Origin of the sequence: Catelliglobosispora koreensis DSM 44566 (assembly GCF_000379685.1) — a bacterium.
Lineage (GTDB): Bacteria > Actinomycetota > Actinomycetes > Mycobacteriales > Micromonosporaceae > Catelliglobosispora > Catelliglobosispora koreensis.
Genome location: NZ_KB903249.1, coordinates 682172 through 702855, shown reverse-complemented (window position 1 = coordinate 702855; position 20684 = coordinate 682172). Strand labels below are relative to the sequence as shown.

9 protein-coding genes are annotated in these 20684 nt (G+C 64.3%); 2 read left to right on the top strand and 7 right to left on the bottom strand.

All coding sequences use genetic code 11. The features are described 5' to 3' along the window. Positions 1–41: 41 nt before the first annotated feature. From A3E1_RS44360 to A3E1_RS38660, 6 genes are all read right to left on the bottom strand, one after another. Entirely contained in the window at positions 42–1424 is a 1383-nt protein-coding gene (locus tag A3E1_RS44360; RefSeq protein WP_211215842.1) for a multicopper oxidase domain-containing protein, read from the bottom strand. A 192-nt stretch (positions 1425–1616) separates the two neighbouring features. Next, positions 1617–3920: a YncE family protein gene (locus A3E1_RS0103285; protein ID WP_020519313.1), complete on the bottom strand. Its 2304-nt coding sequence runs from the start codon at positions 3918–3920 to the stop codon at positions 1617–1619. 387 nt (positions 3921–4307) lie between these two features. Then, a complete protein-coding gene (locus A3E1_RS38665; RefSeq protein WP_020519312.1) occupies positions 4308–7001 on the bottom strand; it encodes an RICIN domain-containing protein in 2694 nt (897 codons plus the stop codon). Positions 7002–7435: 434 nt separating this feature from the next. Beyond that, positions 7436–8896 carry a cellulase family glycosylhydrolase gene (locus A3E1_RS0103275; protein WP_020519311.1) on the bottom strand — a complete coding sequence of 487 codons (1461 nt, stop codon included), beginning with the start codon at positions 8894–8896 and terminating at the stop codon, positions 7436–7438. A gap of 225 nt (positions 8897–9121) precedes the next feature. Then, positions 9122–10921 (bottom strand): S8 family serine peptidase, encoded by a 1800-nt coding sequence (locus tag A3E1_RS0103270; protein WP_020519310.1) that lies wholly within the window; start codon positions 10919–10921, stop codon positions 9122–9124. A gap of 125 nt (positions 10922–11046) precedes the next feature. Further along, a complete protein-coding gene (locus tag A3E1_RS38660) occupies positions 11047–13668 on the bottom strand; it encodes a helix-turn-helix transcriptional regulator (RefSeq protein WP_020519309.1) in 2622 nt (873 codons plus the stop codon). Positions 13669–14204: 536 nt separating this feature from the next. On the opposite strand from A3E1_RS38660, the gene A3E1_RS0103255 reads away from it, so the two are divergent. Then, complete coding sequence (locus A3E1_RS0103255) at positions 14205–15527, top strand: hypothetical protein (protein ID WP_211215841.1); 1323 nt, start codon at positions 14205–14207, stop codon at positions 15525–15527. Positions 15528–15830: 303 nt separating this feature from the next. On the opposite strand, the gene A3E1_RS0103250 is transcribed toward A3E1_RS0103255, so the two are convergent. Then, positions 15831–17573: an RNA polymerase sigma factor gene (locus A3E1_RS0103250; RefSeq protein ID WP_020519307.1), complete on the bottom strand. Its 1743-nt coding sequence runs from the start codon at positions 17571–17573 to the stop codon at positions 15831–15833. 412 nt (positions 17574–17985) lie between these two features. Here A3E1_RS0103250 and A3E1_RS0103245 point away from each other — a divergent pair, with 412 nt between their 5' ends. After that, the gene (locus A3E1_RS0103245; RefSeq protein WP_020519306.1) at positions 17986–20667 is read left to right on the top strand and encodes an RICIN domain-containing protein; all 2682 of its coding nucleotides are present in this window, start codon (positions 17986–17988) and stop codon (positions 20665–20667) included. Positions 20668–20684: the final 17 nt, after the last annotated feature.

Here is a 20684-nt window from a genome sequence, read left to right as displayed (position 1 = left end):
AGAGGTGCCGGCCCGGTCAGGTGGCCGGGCCGGCTCTGGGATCAAGCGGTGACGTCGATGGTCGTCACTAGCCCGATCATTCCGTCGGGTCCTTCGGAGTGGGAGAAGATGTGGCAGTGCAACAGCCACTTACCGACTTCCCTGGGCTGGAAGATGATGTCGAACGTCTGCCCCGGCGCCACACTGAGCGTGTCCACTGTGTACGGGGAGGCGAGCCTGATCCCATCCTGCGCGATCACCTGGAAGGGCATACCGTGCAGGTGCATCGGGTGGATCATTTCCGGGCCGGTGCCGATCAGCCGGATGTGGACCTTCTGGCCCACCCGGGCCGGCAACGGCACGGTGGCCGGGAACGACTTTCCGTTGAGCGTGAAGCCGTTTGACCCATCGCCGATCTCGACGGTGTAGTGCTTGTCCGCTGCGATGTCGCCGAGTGTCGGGGTTATCAGCAGCGCGCCGTAGAGCCCTTTGCCGACCTGGTTGCCGCCCATGTGCGAGTGGTACCAATGTGTGCCGGTACTCTTGGCCGTCCATTCGTAGGTGTAGATCTGGCCCGGCATGATGTGCGGCTGAGTGATGCCCGGTACACCGTCTTGGGAGTTGGGCAATTCCATGCCGTGCCAGTGAACGGCGGTGTGCTCGGGCAGGTTGTTCTGGACGATGAAGCGAAGCTTGTCGCCCTCATTGACCTTGATCGTTGGACCGGGGACGAGCCCGTTGAACGCGAACGCCGGTCTGACGACACCGGGTGACACCGTCAAATTGAGCGGTGCCATACACAACTTGAACACCTTCACTCCGCCGATCAGCTCGAATGTCGCGAGCCTGGTGCCGTCGCCCTGGTCGGCACCCACCGTCGGGTTCTGGCACGGTGGCGTGCCGGACGTCGGCGATGGGCTGGGCGAACTGGTGCCCGTGGGGGTGACGGTCGGGCTGGTCGGGGGTGGTGTGGTGGTCGGGGGTGGTGTCGTGGTTGGGGGTGGTGTGGTGGTCGGAGGTGGTGTCGTGGTTGGAGGTGGTGCCGTGCCGGAGTTGATCGTGCCGAGCATGTACGGGTGGTTGCCGCAGAAGTACGAGTAGCTGCGGTTACCCGTGATGGTGACGGTGAAGGAGGCGCCCGGAGGCAGATCCGGTGAGGTGAAGTCCCCCCGGATCGTGTGCAGGGTGCCGTCGGTTTCCTGGTTGATGAAGGTGACGGTGTCGCCGGGGGCGACGTTGAGCACGTCGGGGGTGAACGCGAAGTTGCGGATCGTAATGGTGTGGTTGGCTGCCATGGCCATCCGTGGCGGGAAAATCGCCAGGCCGGCCAGCATCGTCACGACCACCACCAAGGCGGCGATGGCTAGCCGCCGTATCGGTGGTGATGAGTTTCGCAACAGCCGCTGGACCGCGCCGAAGCGATCCGGCAAGCTCATATCTGACATGAGGACACTCCTCATCTACGCTGTTTGGGTATGCGGCATCGCCACCGGTCGCCGTGCGTTGCAAAACGCGGTGTGTGCCGGGGATTTGCTGGCCCACGTTGGCCAGCGGTGTGAACCGCCCTGAGCCGGGAGGGACCGCCCGCTTCGCGGTCCCTCCCTTACCGCCAGAGGCGGCTCGAGCCGGGAACTGGTTTAGCAGCCGCCGGTGTTAATGGGATTCAGCTGGGCGCAGGTGAGCTGGGCGGCCATGTCCGCCGGCGCGTTTTGCACCCATCCGTTGTAGACAATCGGATACGGGAACACGCCTTGGCCGCCCATTCCGTTGTACTTGACAACGGTGTCGTCGCTGATCGTGCCCGGAGCCCCGTCCAGCACCATCTTGCCGACGATCGCGGCGTCGGCGGGGTTGCCGTCACCATTCGGATCGGGATCGACGACCGCCAGTGTGTTGGCGAATTTGCTTGACACGTAGGCGTAGTAGCCGCCGCCGCGCTTAGCGCCGAAGTTGATCCCATGGCACCCGGAGTCACACGGCAAGTACTTGACGATCTTGTCCGTGTCCGGGTCGATGACCGTGATGCTGCTGGTCAACGTGTTCGCGACCAGGAGGGCCTGGCCATCCGGGCTGACCGGGAGCTGGATCGGCAAGCCACCGAAGGTTCCCCCGGTTGTCGCTCCGCTGATCGGGTCGTAGTTGGACCACAAGTTGATTGCCTTGTAGCCCACCGACGCACCCGCGTCGCTCTTGCACGCCGCCGCGGTGATCGAGATACACGAGACGCTCTGTCCGAGGAAGTTCGCCACGTAGTACTTCGAGGCATCCGGCATCATGCCGGTCGCGATGGGCAACTGCTCGGTCTGCATCTTCTGAATCGAGCCGGTTGGCACGTCAACCAGGGTTGAGTCGTGATGGTTGACGTTGGGAGTGACCATGTATCTGGCGTCGTGGCTCATCCAGTGCGCGTGCGGATGCGCGGGGGTCTGCCCCGGCCCCTGCACCATGATGCGCCGATCGATCTGCGTGGCGCCCGGACTCAGCTCCACGACCGCGTTGCCGGCGTTGATGGCCACATGGAGCTGATCGGTGTCAGTCCGGGTCATCACGTGCGACGGGTCGGGTCCAACTTGGATGGTCCGGACCAGCTGTCCCGTGGTGCGGTTGAACACAGTGAGCCGGTCGGAGAACCATTCAGTTTGGTAGATGTACTGGCCGGCCCGGTCAGACCACATGTTATGCGGGTTGTTCATGTTGATCTGCGGGAGCGCCACTTTCCGGGCCACCGTCCAGTTCACCACGTCCACTTTGGTGGCCGCGCCGGACTTCACCTTGCCCGCGTATCCCTCCATCTGGGTATCGATCCATACCTCGCCGACCCCCGGCACAGATGGCCGCTGGTTCAGCGCGGGCAGGGTCACGCCCTCGGAGAACTTGCTGTTGTAGAAGGAATCAAGGAGCGGAACCAGCACCGGTTGCTCCGCCGCGTCATACATGAGGATCGGCGCGGGTGGGTAGTGGGGGTTCCACTGCTTGGCCTCGGTGTTGCTGAACGTCTGCCAGTTGTCCGGCACCGTGATACGGAAGAACTTCTGCACCAGCTGCTGGACGACGTCGGCCGAGCTGGGCACGACCATACCGCCCTTGACAGCCACGTTGAGCTTCTTGCCGAAGTCGAGGCCCGGCGTGAGCGGATCGTCGACAACGACCGCACCCAGCATGTACGGGTGGATCTTGCAGGCCCACGCGTACAAACCCGGCTCGACAAGCGACGTTTCCACATCACCGATGAAAGCGCTGCTCTGGTCCAGTGGCGTGGCGCCGACAGGCCAGATAATGCTCGTCACCGAATGTGAGGAAGCCGCCGCCGGTGCGGCGACCTTGAACTTGGCCTTAGGGATCAGGCTCAGATCCTTAGGAGCAAGTGCCTGCAGATCTGCCAGAGTCCGCATCAGGTCGAGACCGACCGGCAAGCTGGAAAGTGCCACCGCTTCGTTGGCACTTTGCCCAGCGAGCTGGGTCCGGAACTGGTTGACCTGCTGCTTGGCCCGCTGCACGGTCGGATTCAGGAATCCGAGCGCGCCACCAGCGGCGTCGATCGCCGCATTGAGCGCGTCCAAGTTCAGCAACGAGTTCAGGTCAACCCCGAGGCTGCCCAGAAGCGGCGCCTCACCGCCCACAATGGGCAGGTTGGTGAGGTCACCAAGGTTGCTGTTGAGTAGCGGCAGGCTGTCCAGCGGCAGATCCAGCAACCGGGTACGCGGCGTGACCGCGACCCCGAGTGCCCGCGTACCGAACAGGTTGACACCCGTGTCGAACCAGGCGTCGTTGTTGTCGGTGAGGTTGAACATCACCGGGACGCCGGCACCGACCGGCTGCGCCTGCGCAGAGCCCGGTACAGCAGCGGTGGCTACCACGAGTACCGGAACCAGCAGGGCCGCCCAACGTCTGCGCGCGGCTCTGCGATTGGCGTCCCGTACGTCGTCGGGAGGTGAGTGCATATTGCTCCTCCTCTATGAGATCGGCAAGCGAAGACATGTGCGCTCCAATGCGGGCAGCTTCGCTTGAACGCCGCAAGCGCGGCGGTGGCCACATCGCGTTTCGATCGGACCACATCGATATAGGAGCAAGCCGGTATTACAGGGATCAACAGCAACACAGACCGACCAATTAAGAACTGCGCACGGCATAAACCATCGCCCGTGCTACACCGTTAACACGAAATTTATCAATCTTGATGTAACGCCGGCGGGGCCAAACCCGATAACGCCGCCATAGGCCCGCTAGGGCAGGAAACAAAGGAGGAGCCCGCCGAAATATCGACTAGCTCCTCCGGCGGCCCAATTGCCGACGATCCAATGAGGACTACCCGCAGCTGAAATGGCGGGTCAGGCGCGCAGACTCCATTGCTGGTTGGTGCCGCCATTGCACGACCAAAGGACGATCTTGGTGCCGTTAGCGGTGGCCGCACCAGTGGCATCCACGCATAGTCCTGATTGGACATTAGTGATGGTGCCGTTGGCGTTGACGTTCCACTGCTGGTTAAGTCCGCTGTGGCAGTCCCAAATGACAACCGCTGTGCCGTTCGCCGTCCCTGCGCCGGACGCGTCCAGGCACTTGTTGCCGTAGACGGTCAGTTGCCTGCCTGTCGTATAGGTCCAGCGCTGGTTCGTGCCGGCGTGGCAGTCCCAGAGCTGCACCTGAGTTCCGTTGGCTGTGGCGCTGTTGGGCACGTCGACACAGCGGCCCGATTGGCCGCCAACGACCTGGACGTTCTGCTGGCCGCCTCCGCCGCCTTGCCGCCTGACGATCGACTTGGACTCAGCTGATCGATTGCCCTGAGCGTCCAAGACAAACAGCCTGTAGTCACGCGCCGTCGTGGGAACGGCAATGGAAGTGGCCGTGCCGCTTGCCGTCGTCATCGTCGGGCCGGCGACGAAGGTGGTCGTGCCAGACGGAGCCAGCCAGATGGCCTTTGCCGCGTCACCGGTGCTGCGAACCGGAATCGACGATCCACTGCTGCCGATGAACGTGCTGGCCGGCAGCACGTAGTCAGGCAAGGCGAGATTGCTCTGCGGGATGATGTCCCGGTACGAATCCTCAAGCCCCGAGTTAACGGCAATGGCGTAGGCGGCCGCCGGCCAAACATAGTCGGAGGAGACGAGGATGTCGTGGATCGTGCTGTTCGGCAGATTCTTGTTGGAGACCTTGTTGATCGGGCCGTAGGTCTGGGTGATGCTCAGATCGTGCTTGCGCCCGAAGTCGTCGGAATTGATGAGCCACGTGACATTCTTGTCCACGCTCAACACGTTGTCGCGAAACGTAATGAAGGCTGAGCCCTCGTCCGGGTGAAGTCCGTATTTGTGACCGGAAGGAACGCCCTGGAGATAGTTGTTGACGATGGTGGTCCCCGGCTGGCTGCCCAAGGTATAGATCGGAGCCGTATCGCTGAGACGCTGCACGGTATCGATGATGTGGTTGTAGCTGATGTTGTTGTTCTTCGCTGTGGTGGTCGGCCGGTTAGGCGCTATCGAGCCCGATGAGCCGTCGAAGTTCCACCATCCCCAGCCCATTGTTATGCCCGACCAAGGAGTTTTCTCGATCCGGTTGCGCTGCACCGTGAGGGTGTCGGCGAAGTATGCCGAGATAGGACTGTGCCCGTTGAACAACACAGCGCTGTCGTAAAGGTAGTTGTTCTTGATCTCGATGTTCTTTGGCAGTCCCTCCGCCTGAACGGGATACTTCTCGCGGTTAGACGAGGTGTGGTCTCCGATGTAGACGTGCTGGGGATGGCCCACGGTGACCGCGGTTCCGGCGATATCGTTGGTGAAGTTTCCGGTCAGCTGCGTGTTCTGCACGTCGTTGACCATGCTGATCCCGTCGGCACCGGTGTGCTGAATCCGGTTGCGCTGCAGCGCGATCGCGTCGGCGTTCTGGATGTCGATAATGCCCGGGGTGAGGTCGACGTTGCGGTAGTAGTAGACGTGGAAGTTCCCCTTGGCGTAAACATTGGCGCCCAGATTGCCCTGCTGGGCTTGCTTGAATACCGAACCAGCCACGTTGACCAGGTTCCAGTCGGAGTGCTGCACCGTCAGGCCAGACAACGTGATGTTGCGCGCGTGACTACTCGTGGACGTACCAGCGATCCGCAGCAACGTGGTCACATTGTTTGGCGCGAAAACCGTTGCCGTCGCCATGTTTTCCGAGCTGGCCTTGTAGTAGTACAAGGTCCGGCTGGTCTTGTCGAAGTGGAACTCACCCGGCGTGTCCAGGAACTCATAGGCGTTCATGAGCTTGTGTGATCCGCCGACTTGAGCGTTGCCGTTGAACGCGCCCTGGGCGATGGCCGCGCCCGGTTGCTGGAACAGCGCTACCCGGTTGGCACCATCGGTCGTCACCTGGCGAACTCCCACGATGGCCGTGGTCCAGGTCGTGCCCGTTTCGATCTCAATATCATCGTGGTTGCGGGCAATGGCCGGAAAATCCGCGGGGCTGTACCGGGCGCCATCGCACTGCGATCCTGATTCCCAGGCCCACGGAGCTTGCCCTGCCGTGATGTTGTAGGTTCCGTGGCATCCCGCCGAGTTGACGGTTTTGGAAGCCATGAAGGCCCGCTTGTCGTTGACATAAAGCGTGCGCAGCTTGCTGGCGCGGTCGAGCGGGGCTTTCCAGATGTTGCCGCTGTGCTGCGTCCAGCCGGTCACCTGAACCCCGCCGTCGAGGACTGGAATCTCGCTGGGGTATGCGGCATAGATGACCCGGTAACCGTTGGTGCCGGAGTCACCCGCCCCGAACTCGATCGTGCTGCTGACCGGATAGGTTCCGCCGCGCAGATACACGTAGATATCACCGGTCATATTCGCATTCACCGTGCGGACGGCGTCCCGCGCGCGTTGCAGGGTTTTCCATGGTGACGCGATCGTTCCGGGGTTGGCATCGTTGCCACTCGGGGAGATGTAGTAGGTCGCTTGGGCCGCGGCCGAAGCCGGTACCTGGTAGGCGACGATGGCCGCAAGCGCGGCGGAAATGAGCACCGCGGCTGCCATCAGCGACCGTCCAGCGGTGGAAAAGGCTGACCTCACGTGATGTTCCTTTCGCTTGCCGCTCCTGCTGGATCCCGTCGTGGGCAGGCGCCTTCGTCCAAAATGGAGATCCATCATGAATTTCAAGCCGTGATCGCGTAGCGGAATACGACACCGAGGTAACACAGGTAATGGGATGAATATATATCTGTCACTCTTGCTGTTGTCCAGCGACTGAGAGACATAGCAGCTCACAGCTCTGCGTTCAGAATCAGCCGGACCCAGTTGCGGCACAGACATGGGATGGCCTGAAGGTGTCAGCGCTCCCCCCATCGGGCATGCAAGAAGCAGCGTTGCGTCCGTATCCGCGCGATTAGCTTTTACATCAAGGGGTACGGCGCACCACGCCATACCCCTTGATGGCTACTCACTGCCGTTACCGGTGTCCTGGAACCTCACCGTCCTGATACCACTGGCACCGCTATCGATCTGCGTTACCTTGTGGGGTAAGGGTTCTGGCCGCGCAGGTGAGCGCGGTAGCCTTCGCCGACGCCCGGTTCGGGGGTGCCGGCCCAGTCCTTGATGAGGACGGCACCCGAGGTGCAACCCCACGGGTTCCACGTCCAGGCCAGATAGGACAAACCATGCGTGTCGGCCCAGTTCGTCAAGCCTTGCATGTAGTCAAAGCCGCAGTTGTCCTGGCCGAATTCACCGAGCACAACGGGCACCTGCTGGGCCAGTGGTGCGATTTGGCTGTCCCAGCATGCGGCGCTGGCACACGCGTTGAAGCTGTAGGCGTGCCACGATGCCACCAGGTTGCCGGTTGGGTCGGCCGGGCGGTATTGCAGCCACTCACGCATGTCGTTGGCCCATTCCAGCCCGCTGACCATGACGACGTTGGTGGCGCCGGTGCCGCGCACGGCGTCAACGAGGTCCTGCATGCCGGCGACTTCGTAGGAGATGCCGGTGCAGGTGCCGCCGTCGCGAAGGCACTGCCATCCCAGGGTTTTGTTCCAGTCGGCGCCGGCCTCCGGGTATGGCTCGTTGAACAGATCGAAGACCACGGCGTTGTTGCCTTTGAAGGTGCTGGCGACGCTGGCCCAGAACTGCGGAGCGTACTGGGCATCCGGGACCGGCTTCTGGCATGTCGCGTGCACGTCGGTGCAGTGCCAGGCCGGCCCGTTGGTCCATGCCCCCCAGGTCCAATGTAGATCCAGGATCACGTTGATGCCGTTGGCGACAAGCAGGCTGACGTAGTCCTTGACGCCCTGCTGGTACACCGCACCGCTGGGCGAGCCGTTGAGGCCAAGCCAGCACTCTTCGTTGAGCGGTATCCGCACCGCGTGGATATTCCAGGTCTTCATCGCATCGACCGACGCCTGGTCGACCGGGCCGTTGTCCCACAGTCCCTTGCCCTGCACGCAGGCGTACTCACCGCTGGAACGGCTTACTCCCAGCAGCCGGTACGGTGTGCCGTCGGAGGTGACCAGCTTGTTGCCTGATACCCGCAGCTGCGGGGCCGGGCCGGACGGATTGGACGGGCTGGGAGTCGGGCTGGCCGTAGGCGACGACGAAGGACTCGCTGTGGGGCTGATCACCGAACCGGTACACGTCGTGCCGTTGACCGCGAATGAGGACGGCTCGGGATTTTGGCCGATCCAGGAGCCGACGAAGCCGACAGAGGCCGAGGCATTCGTTGCCAGCGCACCATTCCAGCTCATACTCTCCGCTGCCACCTGTGCGCCGTCCTGTGACCAGGTAGCGCTCCAGCCGTTGCCGACTTTCTGGCCGCTGTCGGGAAACCCGAAGCTCAATGTCCAGCTCGTGATAGGACTGCCCAGGTTGGTAATCGCAATGTTGGCGGTAAACCCGCCAGGCCACTGGCTCTGCACGGTGTAATCGACCGCGCACCCCGCTGTCGGGGCGGCAGATGCCGGCAGCGTAAGGGCTGCCATGCCAGAAGCCGCAAGCACGCCTGCGCATGTTGCAGCAACCAGCGCTCGATACTGTTTTTTCACCGAGTTCTCCTCTGATAGAGCGGGAACCCGTGGGAACGCTCCCAAAGCATAGTGGCTGACATCGATAAGTCAATACCTCGCGACCTCGCCCGACATTCGAGGGGCACAAAAGTAGCGGTGTCCCTCCCCCAGGGAAAGGACACCGCTCCTTGGCGCTCCTGTTCAGAAGTTGATCCAGTAGCACTGCGGCCTCTGGTAGGCCTGGTAGCAACGGACTTGGCGGGTAAACGGTGCGCTGCTTTGGTTACGGCTGTCGCGGACGGTCAGGGCGACCTGGTACAGGCGGGTGACGTTGGGATAGGTGTGTGACGTGGTACGGCCCGTGCCTGTCGTGTTGTCACCGAAATCCCAGTGGTACGAGGCGATCGCGCCCTCACCGTCGCTGGACGCGCTGCCGTCGAACTGACACGTCGGCAGCCAGCACGAGCCGGTGAACGACGCGGTAGGCGGCAGGTCTCCGGCCTTCACCTCACGGCGCACGGCGTCCTTCTTGCCACTGTTGTCGGTGACGGTGAGCTTGACGCTGTAGCTGCCGGACTGCTGGTACGTACGGGACGTGGTGCGGCCCGTACCGGTAGTGCCGTCACCGAACTCCCACGCGTAGCTGGCGATGGAACCATCAGGGTCACTCGACGTGCCCCCGTCGAAGGTGCACGTGTTGTTCGCGGTCGTGCAGGCGAACGTGAAGGCCGCGTTCGGAGCCCCGGGATCTGGTGCGCCACCGGGGAAATCGGCAGCGCTGCTGACGTCGAGGAGCGGCTCTTTGACGTTGTCGCCCGAGTCGTCGGCCCAGTTGGTGTTGGCGGTCTCCAACAGCCGGTCACGTACGCTCTGAACGCCTTGCCGGTTAACGGGTTTGCCGCTGCCGGAAGCCAGCAGTGCCGCGGCACCAGCCACGTGCGGGGCGGCCATCGACGTGCCCGACATCGTGGAGTACCCACCGTCTTTGTACGTTGAGTAGATGCAGGTACCAGGCGCGGCGATCTCGATACTGGGCCCGAAGTTGCTGAAGCTGGCCAGGGTGTCGTCCTGATCGGTACGGCAGGTCGAGCCAGCGCCGCCACCCGGCTCGCCGTTGAAGTCGGCCAGCGCCGAAACGGTGATCACGTCCGGGTGGTTGGCCGGGAAGAATGTCTTGGCGTCCTTAGTGTTGTTGCCCGCCGCCACACTAAACACGATCCCCTTGTTCACCGCATTGGTGATGGCCGTCGTGAGCGCACTGTCGGTGCAGCCGTCACAGCCGAGACTGAGGTTGACGACCTCGATCTCGTCGGCACGGGCTGCTACCCAGTCAACGCCCGCAGCCACTCCCGACAGAGTGCCACTGGCGTTGTCGCCCAAAACCTTGACCGACCAGATACGCGCGCCTGGTGCGACGCCGACGACACCGATGCCGTTGTCTATGGCACCGACCGTGCCTGCGACGTGGCTACCGTGGCCGTGGGCGTCATCGCCGCTGTTGTTCACGCAGGAGGTGCGGTTGGCACAGTCGGTGCGGGCCACGACATTGAGGTCGGGGTGATCGAAGTCGACACCGGTGTCCAGGATCGCCACATCAACGTCGGCGCGGAAGTCTTCCTGGCCATTGATTTTCAGGTTGCTGTTGTCGTCGGCGAACACACGGCGGATCCCGGTTGGCACATCCTGGGCCGCGATCGTAACCACCTGGTCGGCCTCCACCGACAGCACCCGCGGGTCCCGGCGCAGCGCTGCCACCGAGGTGGCGTCCAGAGTGACCGCGAAACCTTTCATCGCGTGCCGGTAGACGTGATGCAGCTGGCCGCCGCGCCGGGTGTACTCCCCGGCGACAGCAGACGGATCGGTGTTGTCGCGCAACACGACCACATATGCCGTTGGCGTACCCGGCTGGCTCGCGGCCATCGCGGTCCCGGTGCTCGCCAGGGTGGTGCCAGCCAGGAACAACGCGGCGGTGAGGGTGAGGAGCGTTCTGAGTCTTCGCATGTCGGTCCTTCACGAGGGGGTGGTGGCGCGGGGACATGGCCGCGCTCCCAAACACCCTGCGATCGATGTCCTGGCCGGACAATTGCGGTCCATATACGTAGGGGTACGTATCAAATGCGAAGCCGTCACTCCGGTTCGGGCAGACCGGGCAGCTCCGCCCGGTCACTGACGGCCATTTTGCGCAGCACCCGCGCGGCATGCAGCTCCACTGTCCTGGGCGACAGGAACAGCACTTCGGCGATCTCCCTGTTGGTGCGGCCAAGTGCCATCAGACGGGCCACCTGTTGTTCCCGAGGCGAAAGCGAGCTGCCATATCCGTGCCGGCCACGTCTCGGCCGCGGGGCTACGGCACCATAGCGGCGCAGCAGATGCCCACAGCGAGACGCGTCCCACGACGCACCAAGCGCGGCGTAGCGGCCGGCAACAGCCCGAAGCTGATCCTCCGCGTGCTCACCGCAAGCCAGCCGGCACCGGCCAGCCGCCTCGCCGGCTCTGGCCTGGTCATAGGGACGGTCGATCGACTGATACTCGGCCGCGGCCAGCTCATACCACCTGATTGCCTCAGATAGCTCACCGGCCGACTCACAAAGTGCACCCCGGCAATACCGCACGGTCGCCTCAGCCAAAGGCGTGTCCTGGCCCGCAATCTGCTGAGCCACTTCGTCGACAAGCTGACCGGCCTCCGCCGCCAGGCCCTGTCCAATCAGGAATGGCACCGCGGCGTGCAGCAGATCGCTCGCCCAGCCCCAAATCCCCTTGGTACGCAAGCGATCCAGCGCTATCGCCAGTTCCCGCCCGGCCAGACCCGGCTGCTTCGTCGCGGCGAAAGAGGTGATCCGCACCGCCGAGGCGGCGCAAAGCTGTGGCGCACAACCGATGTGCGGCTCCCGCATACCCGGCACCTCCAGCAGCCCCAGTGCTTCGGCCCACTCGCCTCGGCTCAGCGCAAGCTGCGCCAGCACCAGACGAGCATCAGCGATCACCGGCCAGCCAGCCGGCTCACCCAGCAACCGCAAAGCACGCCGGCCCAAATCAGCCCACCGGCCCAAGGCGAACTCCAGACGCAACTGCGTCCCATTACCCAGCCCCACCGCATACGCGGCACCGGCGTCAACAGCCAAACGCAGGCCCTCACGCAAGAACCGTGCCGCGTGCTGACTGTGCCCCAGCCACACCGCCGCGTCGGCCAGATTGCAGTACGCGCGCCCCGCCTGCTGACGTTGCGCCACACTTCCTTCATGATCGGCAAGCTGCGGCACCCGTTCCCAAATGGACGGATCACCCACGTTCATCAGCAGCGACAGCTCATTGGCCACCACCGCGGTAGCGATGGCAGGGTGACGCGCCCGGGCCACCGTCTGCTTGGCTTGCTCAGCCCACCAACGGTGTTCATCAACGTGACAACTGCCCCAGTGCGGCACCACCAGCGCCGCCATCCCCCGCGCGGCAAGGGCCGGGCGGCGGCGAAGCTCCGAGACCGCCCGGGTGATCTCCTTCCAGCCATCCTCACCGTGGCCCATCTGATTCATCAGCAGAAGGCCAAAATCAAGCCGGATCTCACCGCGAATCCCGGCAGGCAGACGTTCGTCACGCACTAAGTCGCGCAGGAGCACGAACGTCTCCTCACGATGCACACTCAGCGGCGCGAGGCGGGCCAGTTTTACCGCGAGACGTACCCGCGCCGGGCTGCCCGCCGGTGCCTGAGCGACAAGCTGCTCAAGCAAGCCAAGCGCGGCCGCTGTATCACCCGCGAGCATGGCTTGTTCGGCTGCCTCCTCACCAAAGCGGCTTGCCGCCGCCCAATCCCCGGACAGCCCACTGTGCCGGGCCAGCGCGGCCCGGTCAGCTGGCTCGTGAATGGACAGTGCCTTCATCGCCGACGCATGCAGATGCGCCCGCCTCATTGGCGCAATCTGCTGATACAACCAGCGGCGCACCAGTTCAGCCGCGATCTTCGTACCCGGCGAGGTGACCAGGAGCCCGCTTCGTACCAGAACGGTCACCGCGTCGTCGAACTCGGCAGCGGAAACCTCAGCCACCTGCGCCAGCACAACATCGGTCACCTCCACGGCCACCGCCGCCGCGTACAGCACCGACTGTTGCGCCGCAGGCATTCTGGTCAAACGGCTGTGCAGCCACTGGACATACGCTGCTGGCAGCCCGGCACACTCCATCGCCCCCACGGGATCACCCTGCCCGCTGGCTGCCGCCCGCACACAATGCGCCGCGAGGGCCGCTACGCCACCGCTTAGCTGGCCAAGTGGGGCGAGCACGGACGCGCGAACCTCAACATCGAAAGCCGGCTGCGCGAAAGCCGTAAGTTCCTCGACGCTCATAGGCCGCAGTTCCACAGCGGCGATCCGTATACCCACCGCGGCACGTGGCTCCGCGCCGAGGGGCAGACCCGCAACCGTCAGCTCGTCTGGCCGGTACGTCACAACGATCCGGCAGGTGCCCGGCATGTGGGCGATAAGCCTCAGTAAGGCCGCCCGGCACGCCTGGTCAAGCCAGTGAGCGTCCTCGATAAGGATCGTCTGGCCTTCTGCCACAAGGTTTGCGATGTCATGCAACGCAGCCTCGTCTGACTGTCCCGGTAGGCAACTGATTACCGTGCATCGCAGGTGAGGCATCGAGCTCAGTACCGCCTGTATGACACTGCTCTTGCCCATCCCCGCGGCTCCGGCGACGAACAGCACCACACCAGGCGCCCTCAGCGCCTCGGCAATGTCCTCAAGGTACTGCTTCATGTGCCCTCGAACTTGCCATCGGCAGTAGCGACCTAGATGCGATCCATGGTGTCCGCGATGGACACCCGGCACAAGAACGCGTCCAACCCTCGGGCACGCGTACCAACGCGAAGCCTCGACGTCAACGGCCATGGCTGAGCGGCGCCGGTAATCAGGCCCGATACTCCCCTTTACCCGCGTCGTAGCTGGTCTGAATAACGGGCTCAGGTTGATGAAGCCAATTTGTGTTATCCGTGGCCCGGGAAAACATCTCCTAAGCGTGACGCAAAGACCAGAGAGCATCCGTCGAAGAAGAACACCGATCCCACACTGGTTCTCCAGCACGGCTGCTCGTGAAGGTCTGTGACTGTAGTGCCCGTGCTAGTTCGGCTGCGTTGCTTCACTTCGGCGCACATCGCATGGGCGATTCACGGCCAACTCTGGCCCTGCGCACGCACCTCAACGCCCAAATTTTTCTCAGCATCGCCGGGCGACCTTTCCGGTTTGCCGGACCACTAAAGGTCGTCTGGTCGGCTGGAATGCAAGGAGAGATTGATATGCCAGCTCTAAACCCGCACCGGCGGTGGCGCTTCGCGTTGGCGGGTGCCGTCTCGGCGATGCTAGCGCTAGTCGCCAGTTGCGCTGAGCCGCCCGATCGTGGGGATGCCACAGCCACACCAGCCCCCAGCAGCCAACGGGGTGCGGGGGATATAGCAGGGTCACCGACCACGCCGGCTTCACCCACCCCGGCCACGTCAGGCTCAACCGCCCCGGCCAAGGGGAGCACCACCGGTGGCAGCTCGGCGAAACGTTTCATGGGCAACAGCACGGTGCTCATCGGCGCGTCCATGGACGACTCCTCGGCGAAAGCCGCGCCGTTCGACATGCGGTACGCCTACGTGCACAGCCAGCCCGCACCCTCGCCGGAGTACTACACGGCATCGCGTTGCCAAGATGCGTGGACGGGCTGGTGGGGCTGCTGGAACGGCAGCACCACGGCGCCTGGCACCTACGTGACCTACCGGCTGGCGCAGGCGGCGCAGGCGACGTACCAGGGCCGCTCGCGCCCGCAGAAGTTTTTCTTTACTTGGTACTCGTTGCGCGACCTCGGCGATGCGGCGGGGCAGGGCGATGGTCCGGGTGAGGTCGTGGCCATCAACAGGCTAGATCTGCTTACACGGTATTTGAATGACTACCGCTTCTTCCTGCAGAAGATCGGCAACTCGCACGCCGGGATCGACCTTGAGCCAGATTTTTGGGGCTTTGCCCGGTCGCTAGGCAATCTGCACCAGGTTCCCGCGCAGGTCTCCGGCGCGAATCCGGCCGATTGCGGATCGCAGGAAAACAGCGCCGCCGGACTGGCCCGCTGCCTGATCGCGATGGCACGCAAATACGCGCCGAACGCCGCCGTCGGCTTGCACCTTTCCTGCTTTGACTGGGAAAGCAACATACAGAAATGCGTCAATGACTACGCCGATCTCGGGGCCCGAAACGGCGACTTCGTGGTCTGCGACGTGTCGGACCGCGACGCTGGCTGGTACGCGCTGCCGGCTCATGGCAGCCGGAACACCTTCTGGACCGAGCAGAAGGCCGCTGCCGCGCTGCGGTTCTACAAGACGATGGCAGAGGCGGTGGGCAAGCCGGTGGTCTTGTGGCAGATTCCCGTGGGCAACATGGCGCAGAACAACACCCCCGGCCATTACAAAGACGACAAGGTGGACTGGTTCTTAGGGCACATGGACCAGGTGGCGAACGCACACGTCGCCGCCCTGCTCTTTGGTGCGGGGTGGACAGAACAGACAACACCCGAGACCGACGGCGGAAACCTGATCAGCAAGACGATCGCGTACCGCAACTCAGGTGGTGTAGCGCTCAAGTAAGCCGATGTGCCAACCCGACCCCATCTCTTTCGAAGGGGGCCGGGTTGGCACCTCTTCGCCGGGATGCCACACGGGCGGGTCTGTCGTGCGAGCGCGAGCTGCTTGCTTCACCAGGCAGCGCTAGCCGGCCGCGATGGACGCCTTGATGCGGCCCTGGTACGGCTGCGCCTCTCCCGTACTTGGTATGCCGAGGACGGCATTCACTTGGAATGAGCCAACGCGCGACGCCACAGCGATGGACCACCGGCGGTCTTCTACCAGCTCAGCAGCCCGGGAGGCTGCTCGCTCAACGGGAATCCGCGACTAGGGCTGCTGGAAGTTGGGTGTGGTCCAGATTCGCTGGGCCAGGTAGTCCTTGACCCGGGCGATGTAGCCTTCAGCCGCATCGGTGTGCCAGCGGCCCGAGAAATGAACGCCCATACAGCCCCACGCGTCGCCAGCGGCGTACGACGATCCGCGCTCGACCGTGTTAAGCCAGGTCATCTTGCCTTCAAAGCAGGACCGCCAGACGGCGAACACGTAATCGGTATTCATCGCCGTGGACGTTTCGACGCCAGGAAATGCGTCCACATTGTACGGATAGCGGACCTGCAGCATTCCGTAGCTTTCCGGGCATTTTCCCGGGGTACCGTCCATTCCCAGCCCATGGTTTGGAGGGCAGCGTGAGGAATCGGTGCCCAGGTCGCCTTTGTTGTCCATGTGCCACCAGCTTTCTATGGCGGCCTGAGCTTTGACCATGTCTTCGTCGATGCCCCACTTGCAGGCGGCCCAGCGCAGGATCTGCTCGGTGGTGCCGGTGAAGTTCCCGTCGACACGGGCCAGCTGACCGCTGGCTCCCGCCACGGTGTGCCCCTTGGTCTGGTTAGCGACCGCGTTGACCGACTTGTTCTCGGGGATGGGTTTGGTGCGCACAGCGGTGGCGCACTGCGTACCCGATGGCAGCTTGGCACCTGGGGCCAGCAACCCGAACGTGCTGGAGGACAAGCCCGCTGGCGATGCGCTGGCTATCGCCGGTGATGGTGAGGTGCCGGTGCTCGCGGAGGCACTCGGCTGCGCTGGCGTCGCGGCCGCGGGCCTGAATGCCGCGCCAGAAGGCGTCGCCGCGAACGCTCCCAGACCATAGGCGGTAAGGGCACCACCGCCGAGTACCAAGACGGCGGCCGCGGCGGCCACGGCCGGTTTCGCGGTCAGTACAGGTCCGATCTTCGCGAGCCAGCCGTGTGAATGACCAGCTGCCGCCGGTCCCCAGAGGCCAGCACCAGCCCGCAACGCCGGAAGGGCAAACCCCAGCGGCAGCGGGACCAGGGCCAGCCCGACTAGCAGCCGGTCAGCCGGAACCAGATCGGCCCAGCCGCCAGCACACCGGCCACATTCGCGGGTATGACGGGCGAATCGCTTGCGCCACAACGCCGAAGGCTCGCCATCCCAGCCCCGTTTCAGATAGGCAAGCTGGGCACATTGCGGGGCTGCCCGCAGCGCACGCACGATCGCCCGGGCCGCGTCCAGCTGCCCTCTCATCCGCTGCACCCGCACTGCCGCCTGTGCGGGTGTCACCTCCAGCGCCCCGGCCAGATCCGAGCGAGACAGTTCACCTACGGCTTCCAGCCACCACAAAGACAGCAACTGACGGTCGTCTTCGTCGAGCCACCGGGTCGCTTCGGCAACCTCGCGGCGCTGTCCCTGCAGACCCAGCCTGGCGATAGTGAGGTCCACGAAGTCGGCCCCAGGATCGGTGACGTCTACATCCAGGTCGGCGCGCCGCGGCGAACGGCCCAGGCTTCGCCACCGCCCACGCACTTGCTGGATCGCGATCGCCACCAGCCACGACCGGAAACGCTGCGGATCACGCAGATCAGGCAACCCGCGCAGCGCGTTGAGCATGGTTTCCTGCACGACATCATCGACATCGGCATGCCCATCCATCGCCCGGCCGACGACGTTGTACACCAACGGCAGGCACCCCACCACAAGATCATCGACAGCTGTCTGACTCCCACCCATCGCCGCGGCCACCACCGCCGGATCGAACCCGATCCCTTCGTCCATCTCATCGACCTTTCAGGCATTCCACCGGCATCTCGCCCCGGCCTCTGATGTAGGAGATGCACGTGGCGGGGCGACATTGCAGAAACCCACGAATTGATCCACAAAGGTAGGCATCTTCCTCAGGAAGCCCGCGCGGTTGTTAACGTTAACATCCGCTGGGGCGCCACTTGTGAGCTGAGGGCAATGCCTAAGAAGCGGGCCGAGGTTGGGGAGTCAATTTGTGTTATCCGTGGCCCGGGAGAGACATCTCCTAAGCGTGGCAGAAGACCAGAGAGCAAATGTGGATCTACCCGGGCTGAGGTTGTCAACCCGGATCTGCCCATTGACCGGCTCTTACCCATCGCCGTGGACGTGACCCGGCCATAACCGCCTCCCCCCTAGCAAACACGTGCAGAAGGAGAACACCCCCGCCATGAAAGGCCTCACGAACGGCTGGCGCCGCGGGCGTCATCGCCGCCGTCGCTGGACCGCCACCGTCCTGCTGCTCGGCATACCCGTCCTTCTCGTGCCTTACTTCCTGTTCGTTCACGAGTACTCACTGGCCGCGGCGGTCGACGGCGATGCTTATTACCGGCTGGTTTCCGTGCGCAGCGGCAAAGCGTTGGACGTCAACGCCTTCTCGACCGGCGACGGCGCCCGCATCCAGCAATGGACCGACCAGAACACCGCCAACCAGCAGTGGAAGCTGAGATCTACCAGCGACGGCTACCACGAGCTGGTGAACCGCAACAGCGGCAAAGTGCTAGGCATAGCGGGCGATTCGACCGCCAACGCAGCCCCCGCCGAGCAGCAGACTGACAACTCGTCCGCCTCCCAGGAGTGGCGCATCGACGATGTGAGCGGTTCCGATGCCGTCACCTTCACCTCCCGCAGGAGCGGCCAGGTCCTGGACGTATACGAATACTCCACGGCCAACGGCGCGGCAGTCATCCAGTGGCCCAGCCACGGCGGCAACAACCAGCAGTGGAAGCTGGTGAAAGTGGCGGACACCGAGACGGGAACTGGCGTGCAGCCCCCGGCCGAGACGCCGGCACCCGAAACCGCGGCACCGCCCCCGGCCGCGACCGGACCATACGTGTGGAAGAACGCCCAGGTGGTGGGCGGCGGTTACGTCACCGGGCTGGTGTTCAACCCGCGGGAGAAAGGTCTGCTGTACGCACGCACCGACATGGGCGGTGCCTACCGCTGGGATAGCGGGTCCGCGCAGTGGATCCCGCTGACCGACTGGGTCGGCGAGAACGACTGGAACCTGCTGGGCATCGATGCGGTGGCCACCGACCCCGTCGACCCCGCCCGGCTCTACCTCGGGGCGGGCACCTACACCAACGAGTGGGCGGGCAACGGCGCGATCCTGCGCTCCACGGACCGGGGCCGCACCTTCCAGCGCACCGATCTGCCGTTCAAGCTGGGTGCCAACGAGCCCGGGCGCGGCGCGGGCGAACGGCTCGTGATCGACCCAGCGAACCACGCCACCCTGCTGCTGGGCACCCGCAAGAACGGCCTGTGGCGCAGCAGCGACTATGGCGTGACATGGCGTCAGGTCTCCTCGTTCCCGGTCAAGGACGGGGCGGGCAGCGGCGCGGGCATCTCCTTCGTGACGTACGGCCCAGCCGGCAGCAACACTGTCTACGTCGGCGTCCACGACAATTCCACCCCGCTGTACCGCTCCACCGACGGCGGCAGCAGCTGGCACGCCGTTGCCGGACAGCCCACCGGCCAAACGCCGCAGCACGGTGTGGTCTCCGGTGACGGTTCGCTGTACTTGTCCTACAGCAACAGCATCGGCCCTATGGACGCGACGGCGGGCTCGGTTTGGAAGTACACGCCTTCGGGTGGGGTGTGGAAGAACATCTCCCCCTCCCAGGGCGGTTACGGGTTCTCCGGCCTGGCCGTCGACCCGCAAAAGCCCTCGACGGTAATGGTCACCACCTTGGACCGCTGGTGGCCCGAGGACGAGATCTACCGCACCACCGACGGCGGCACGACCTGGAAAGCCCTGGCCGACAAGTCGCAGCGGAACGCCTCCGGCGCTCCTTACGTCGGCACCCACACCGGGCACTGGATGACCGCCCTGGCCATTGATCCCTTCGACTCCGGGCACGTGCTGTACGGCACCGGTAACGGCATCTGGCGAAGCAAGGACGCCACTGCCACCGACAGCGGCGGCACCAGCCACTGGACCGCGGGCGCCCGGGGGCTGGAGGAGACCTCACTGCTCGACGTCATCGCCCCTCCCGGCGGCGCCACTGTCATCACCGCCATGGGCGACCAAGGCGGTTTCCGTCACGACTCCCTGACCGAGGTACCCGCCGGGCGGCTGTCGCCGTTGATGGGCAACAGCACCGATATCGACTTCGCCCAGTCCAATCCAGCGGTGATGGTCCGCGTTGGCAATGGCGACAAGGACGGCGCCTACTCCACTGACGGTGGCAGCAGCTGGATGGGCTTCGCGACGGAGCCAGTGGCCAGCGCTAACGGTGGCCATGTCGCGCTCTCGGCGGACGGCTCCACCATCGTCTGGACCCAAGCCGGACAGCTCCCGTACCGCTCGACAGACAAGGGAGCGAGCTGGTCGAAGGTCAGCGGCCTGGGCACCGGCGCCGTGGTCGTCGCTGACCGCTCCTCGGTTAAGACCTTCTACTCGCTGGCAGGCGGCACGCTTTACGCCAGCACCGACGGCGGCGCGACCTTCACCACCCGCGCCACCAACCTGCCCTCCGGCCGGCTTACGGCCGTCCCCGGCATCGCCGGGGACTTGTGGATCGCCGCCGGTGGCAAGGGGCTGCTGCATTCCACCGACGGCGGAGCTAGCTTCACCACCCTCACAACGGTGCCCTCCGCCTCCGCCCTCGGCTTCGGCAAGGCCGCACCGGGCGCCTCCTACCAGGCCCTGTACCTAATTGGCACCATCAAAACCGTCACAGGAGTCTTCCGCTCCACTGACAAGGGAGCCACCTGGCTGCGCGCCAACGACGACGCCCACCAATGGGGAGGCATCGGCAGCGTCGGCGTCATCAGCGGCGACCCCGACCTTTTCGGGCGCGTCTACATCGGCACCAATGGACGCGGCCTGCAGTACGGCGACCCGTCCTAACCCCAGCGCCCGAGCGG

Coding starts and splice junctions, on each gene's coding strand:
- A3E1_RS0103250 (WP_020519307.1), bottom strand. CDS start 17,573: ATGGACGAAGGGATCGGGTTCGATCCGGCGGTGGTGGCCGCGGCGATG.
- A3E1_RS0103285 (WP_020519313.1), bottom strand. CDS start 3,920: ATGCACTCACCTCCCGACGACGTACGGGACGCCAATCGCAGAGCCGCG.
- A3E1_RS44360 (WP_211215842.1), bottom strand. CDS start 1,424: ATGTCAGATATGAGCTTGCCGGATCGCTTCGGCGCGGTCCAGCGGCTG.
- A3E1_RS0103275 (WP_020519311.1), bottom strand. CDS start 8,896: ATGGCAGCCCTTACGCTGCCGGCATCTGCCGCCCCGACAGCGGGGTGC.
- A3E1_RS0103255 (WP_211215841.1), top strand. CDS start 14,205: ATGCCAGCTCTAAACCCGCACCGGCGGTGGCGCTTCGCGTTGGCGGGT.
- A3E1_RS0103245 (WP_020519306.1), top strand. CDS start 17,986: ATGAAAGGCCTCACGAACGGCTGGCGCCGCGGGCGTCATCGCCGCCGT.
- A3E1_RS0103270 (WP_020519310.1), bottom strand. CDS start 10,921: ATGCGAAGACTCAGAACGCTCCTCACCCTCACCGCCGCGTTGTTCCTG.
- A3E1_RS38660 (WP_020519309.1), bottom strand. CDS start 13,668: ATGAAGCAGTACCTTGAGGACATTGCCGAGGCGCTGAGGGCGCCTGGT.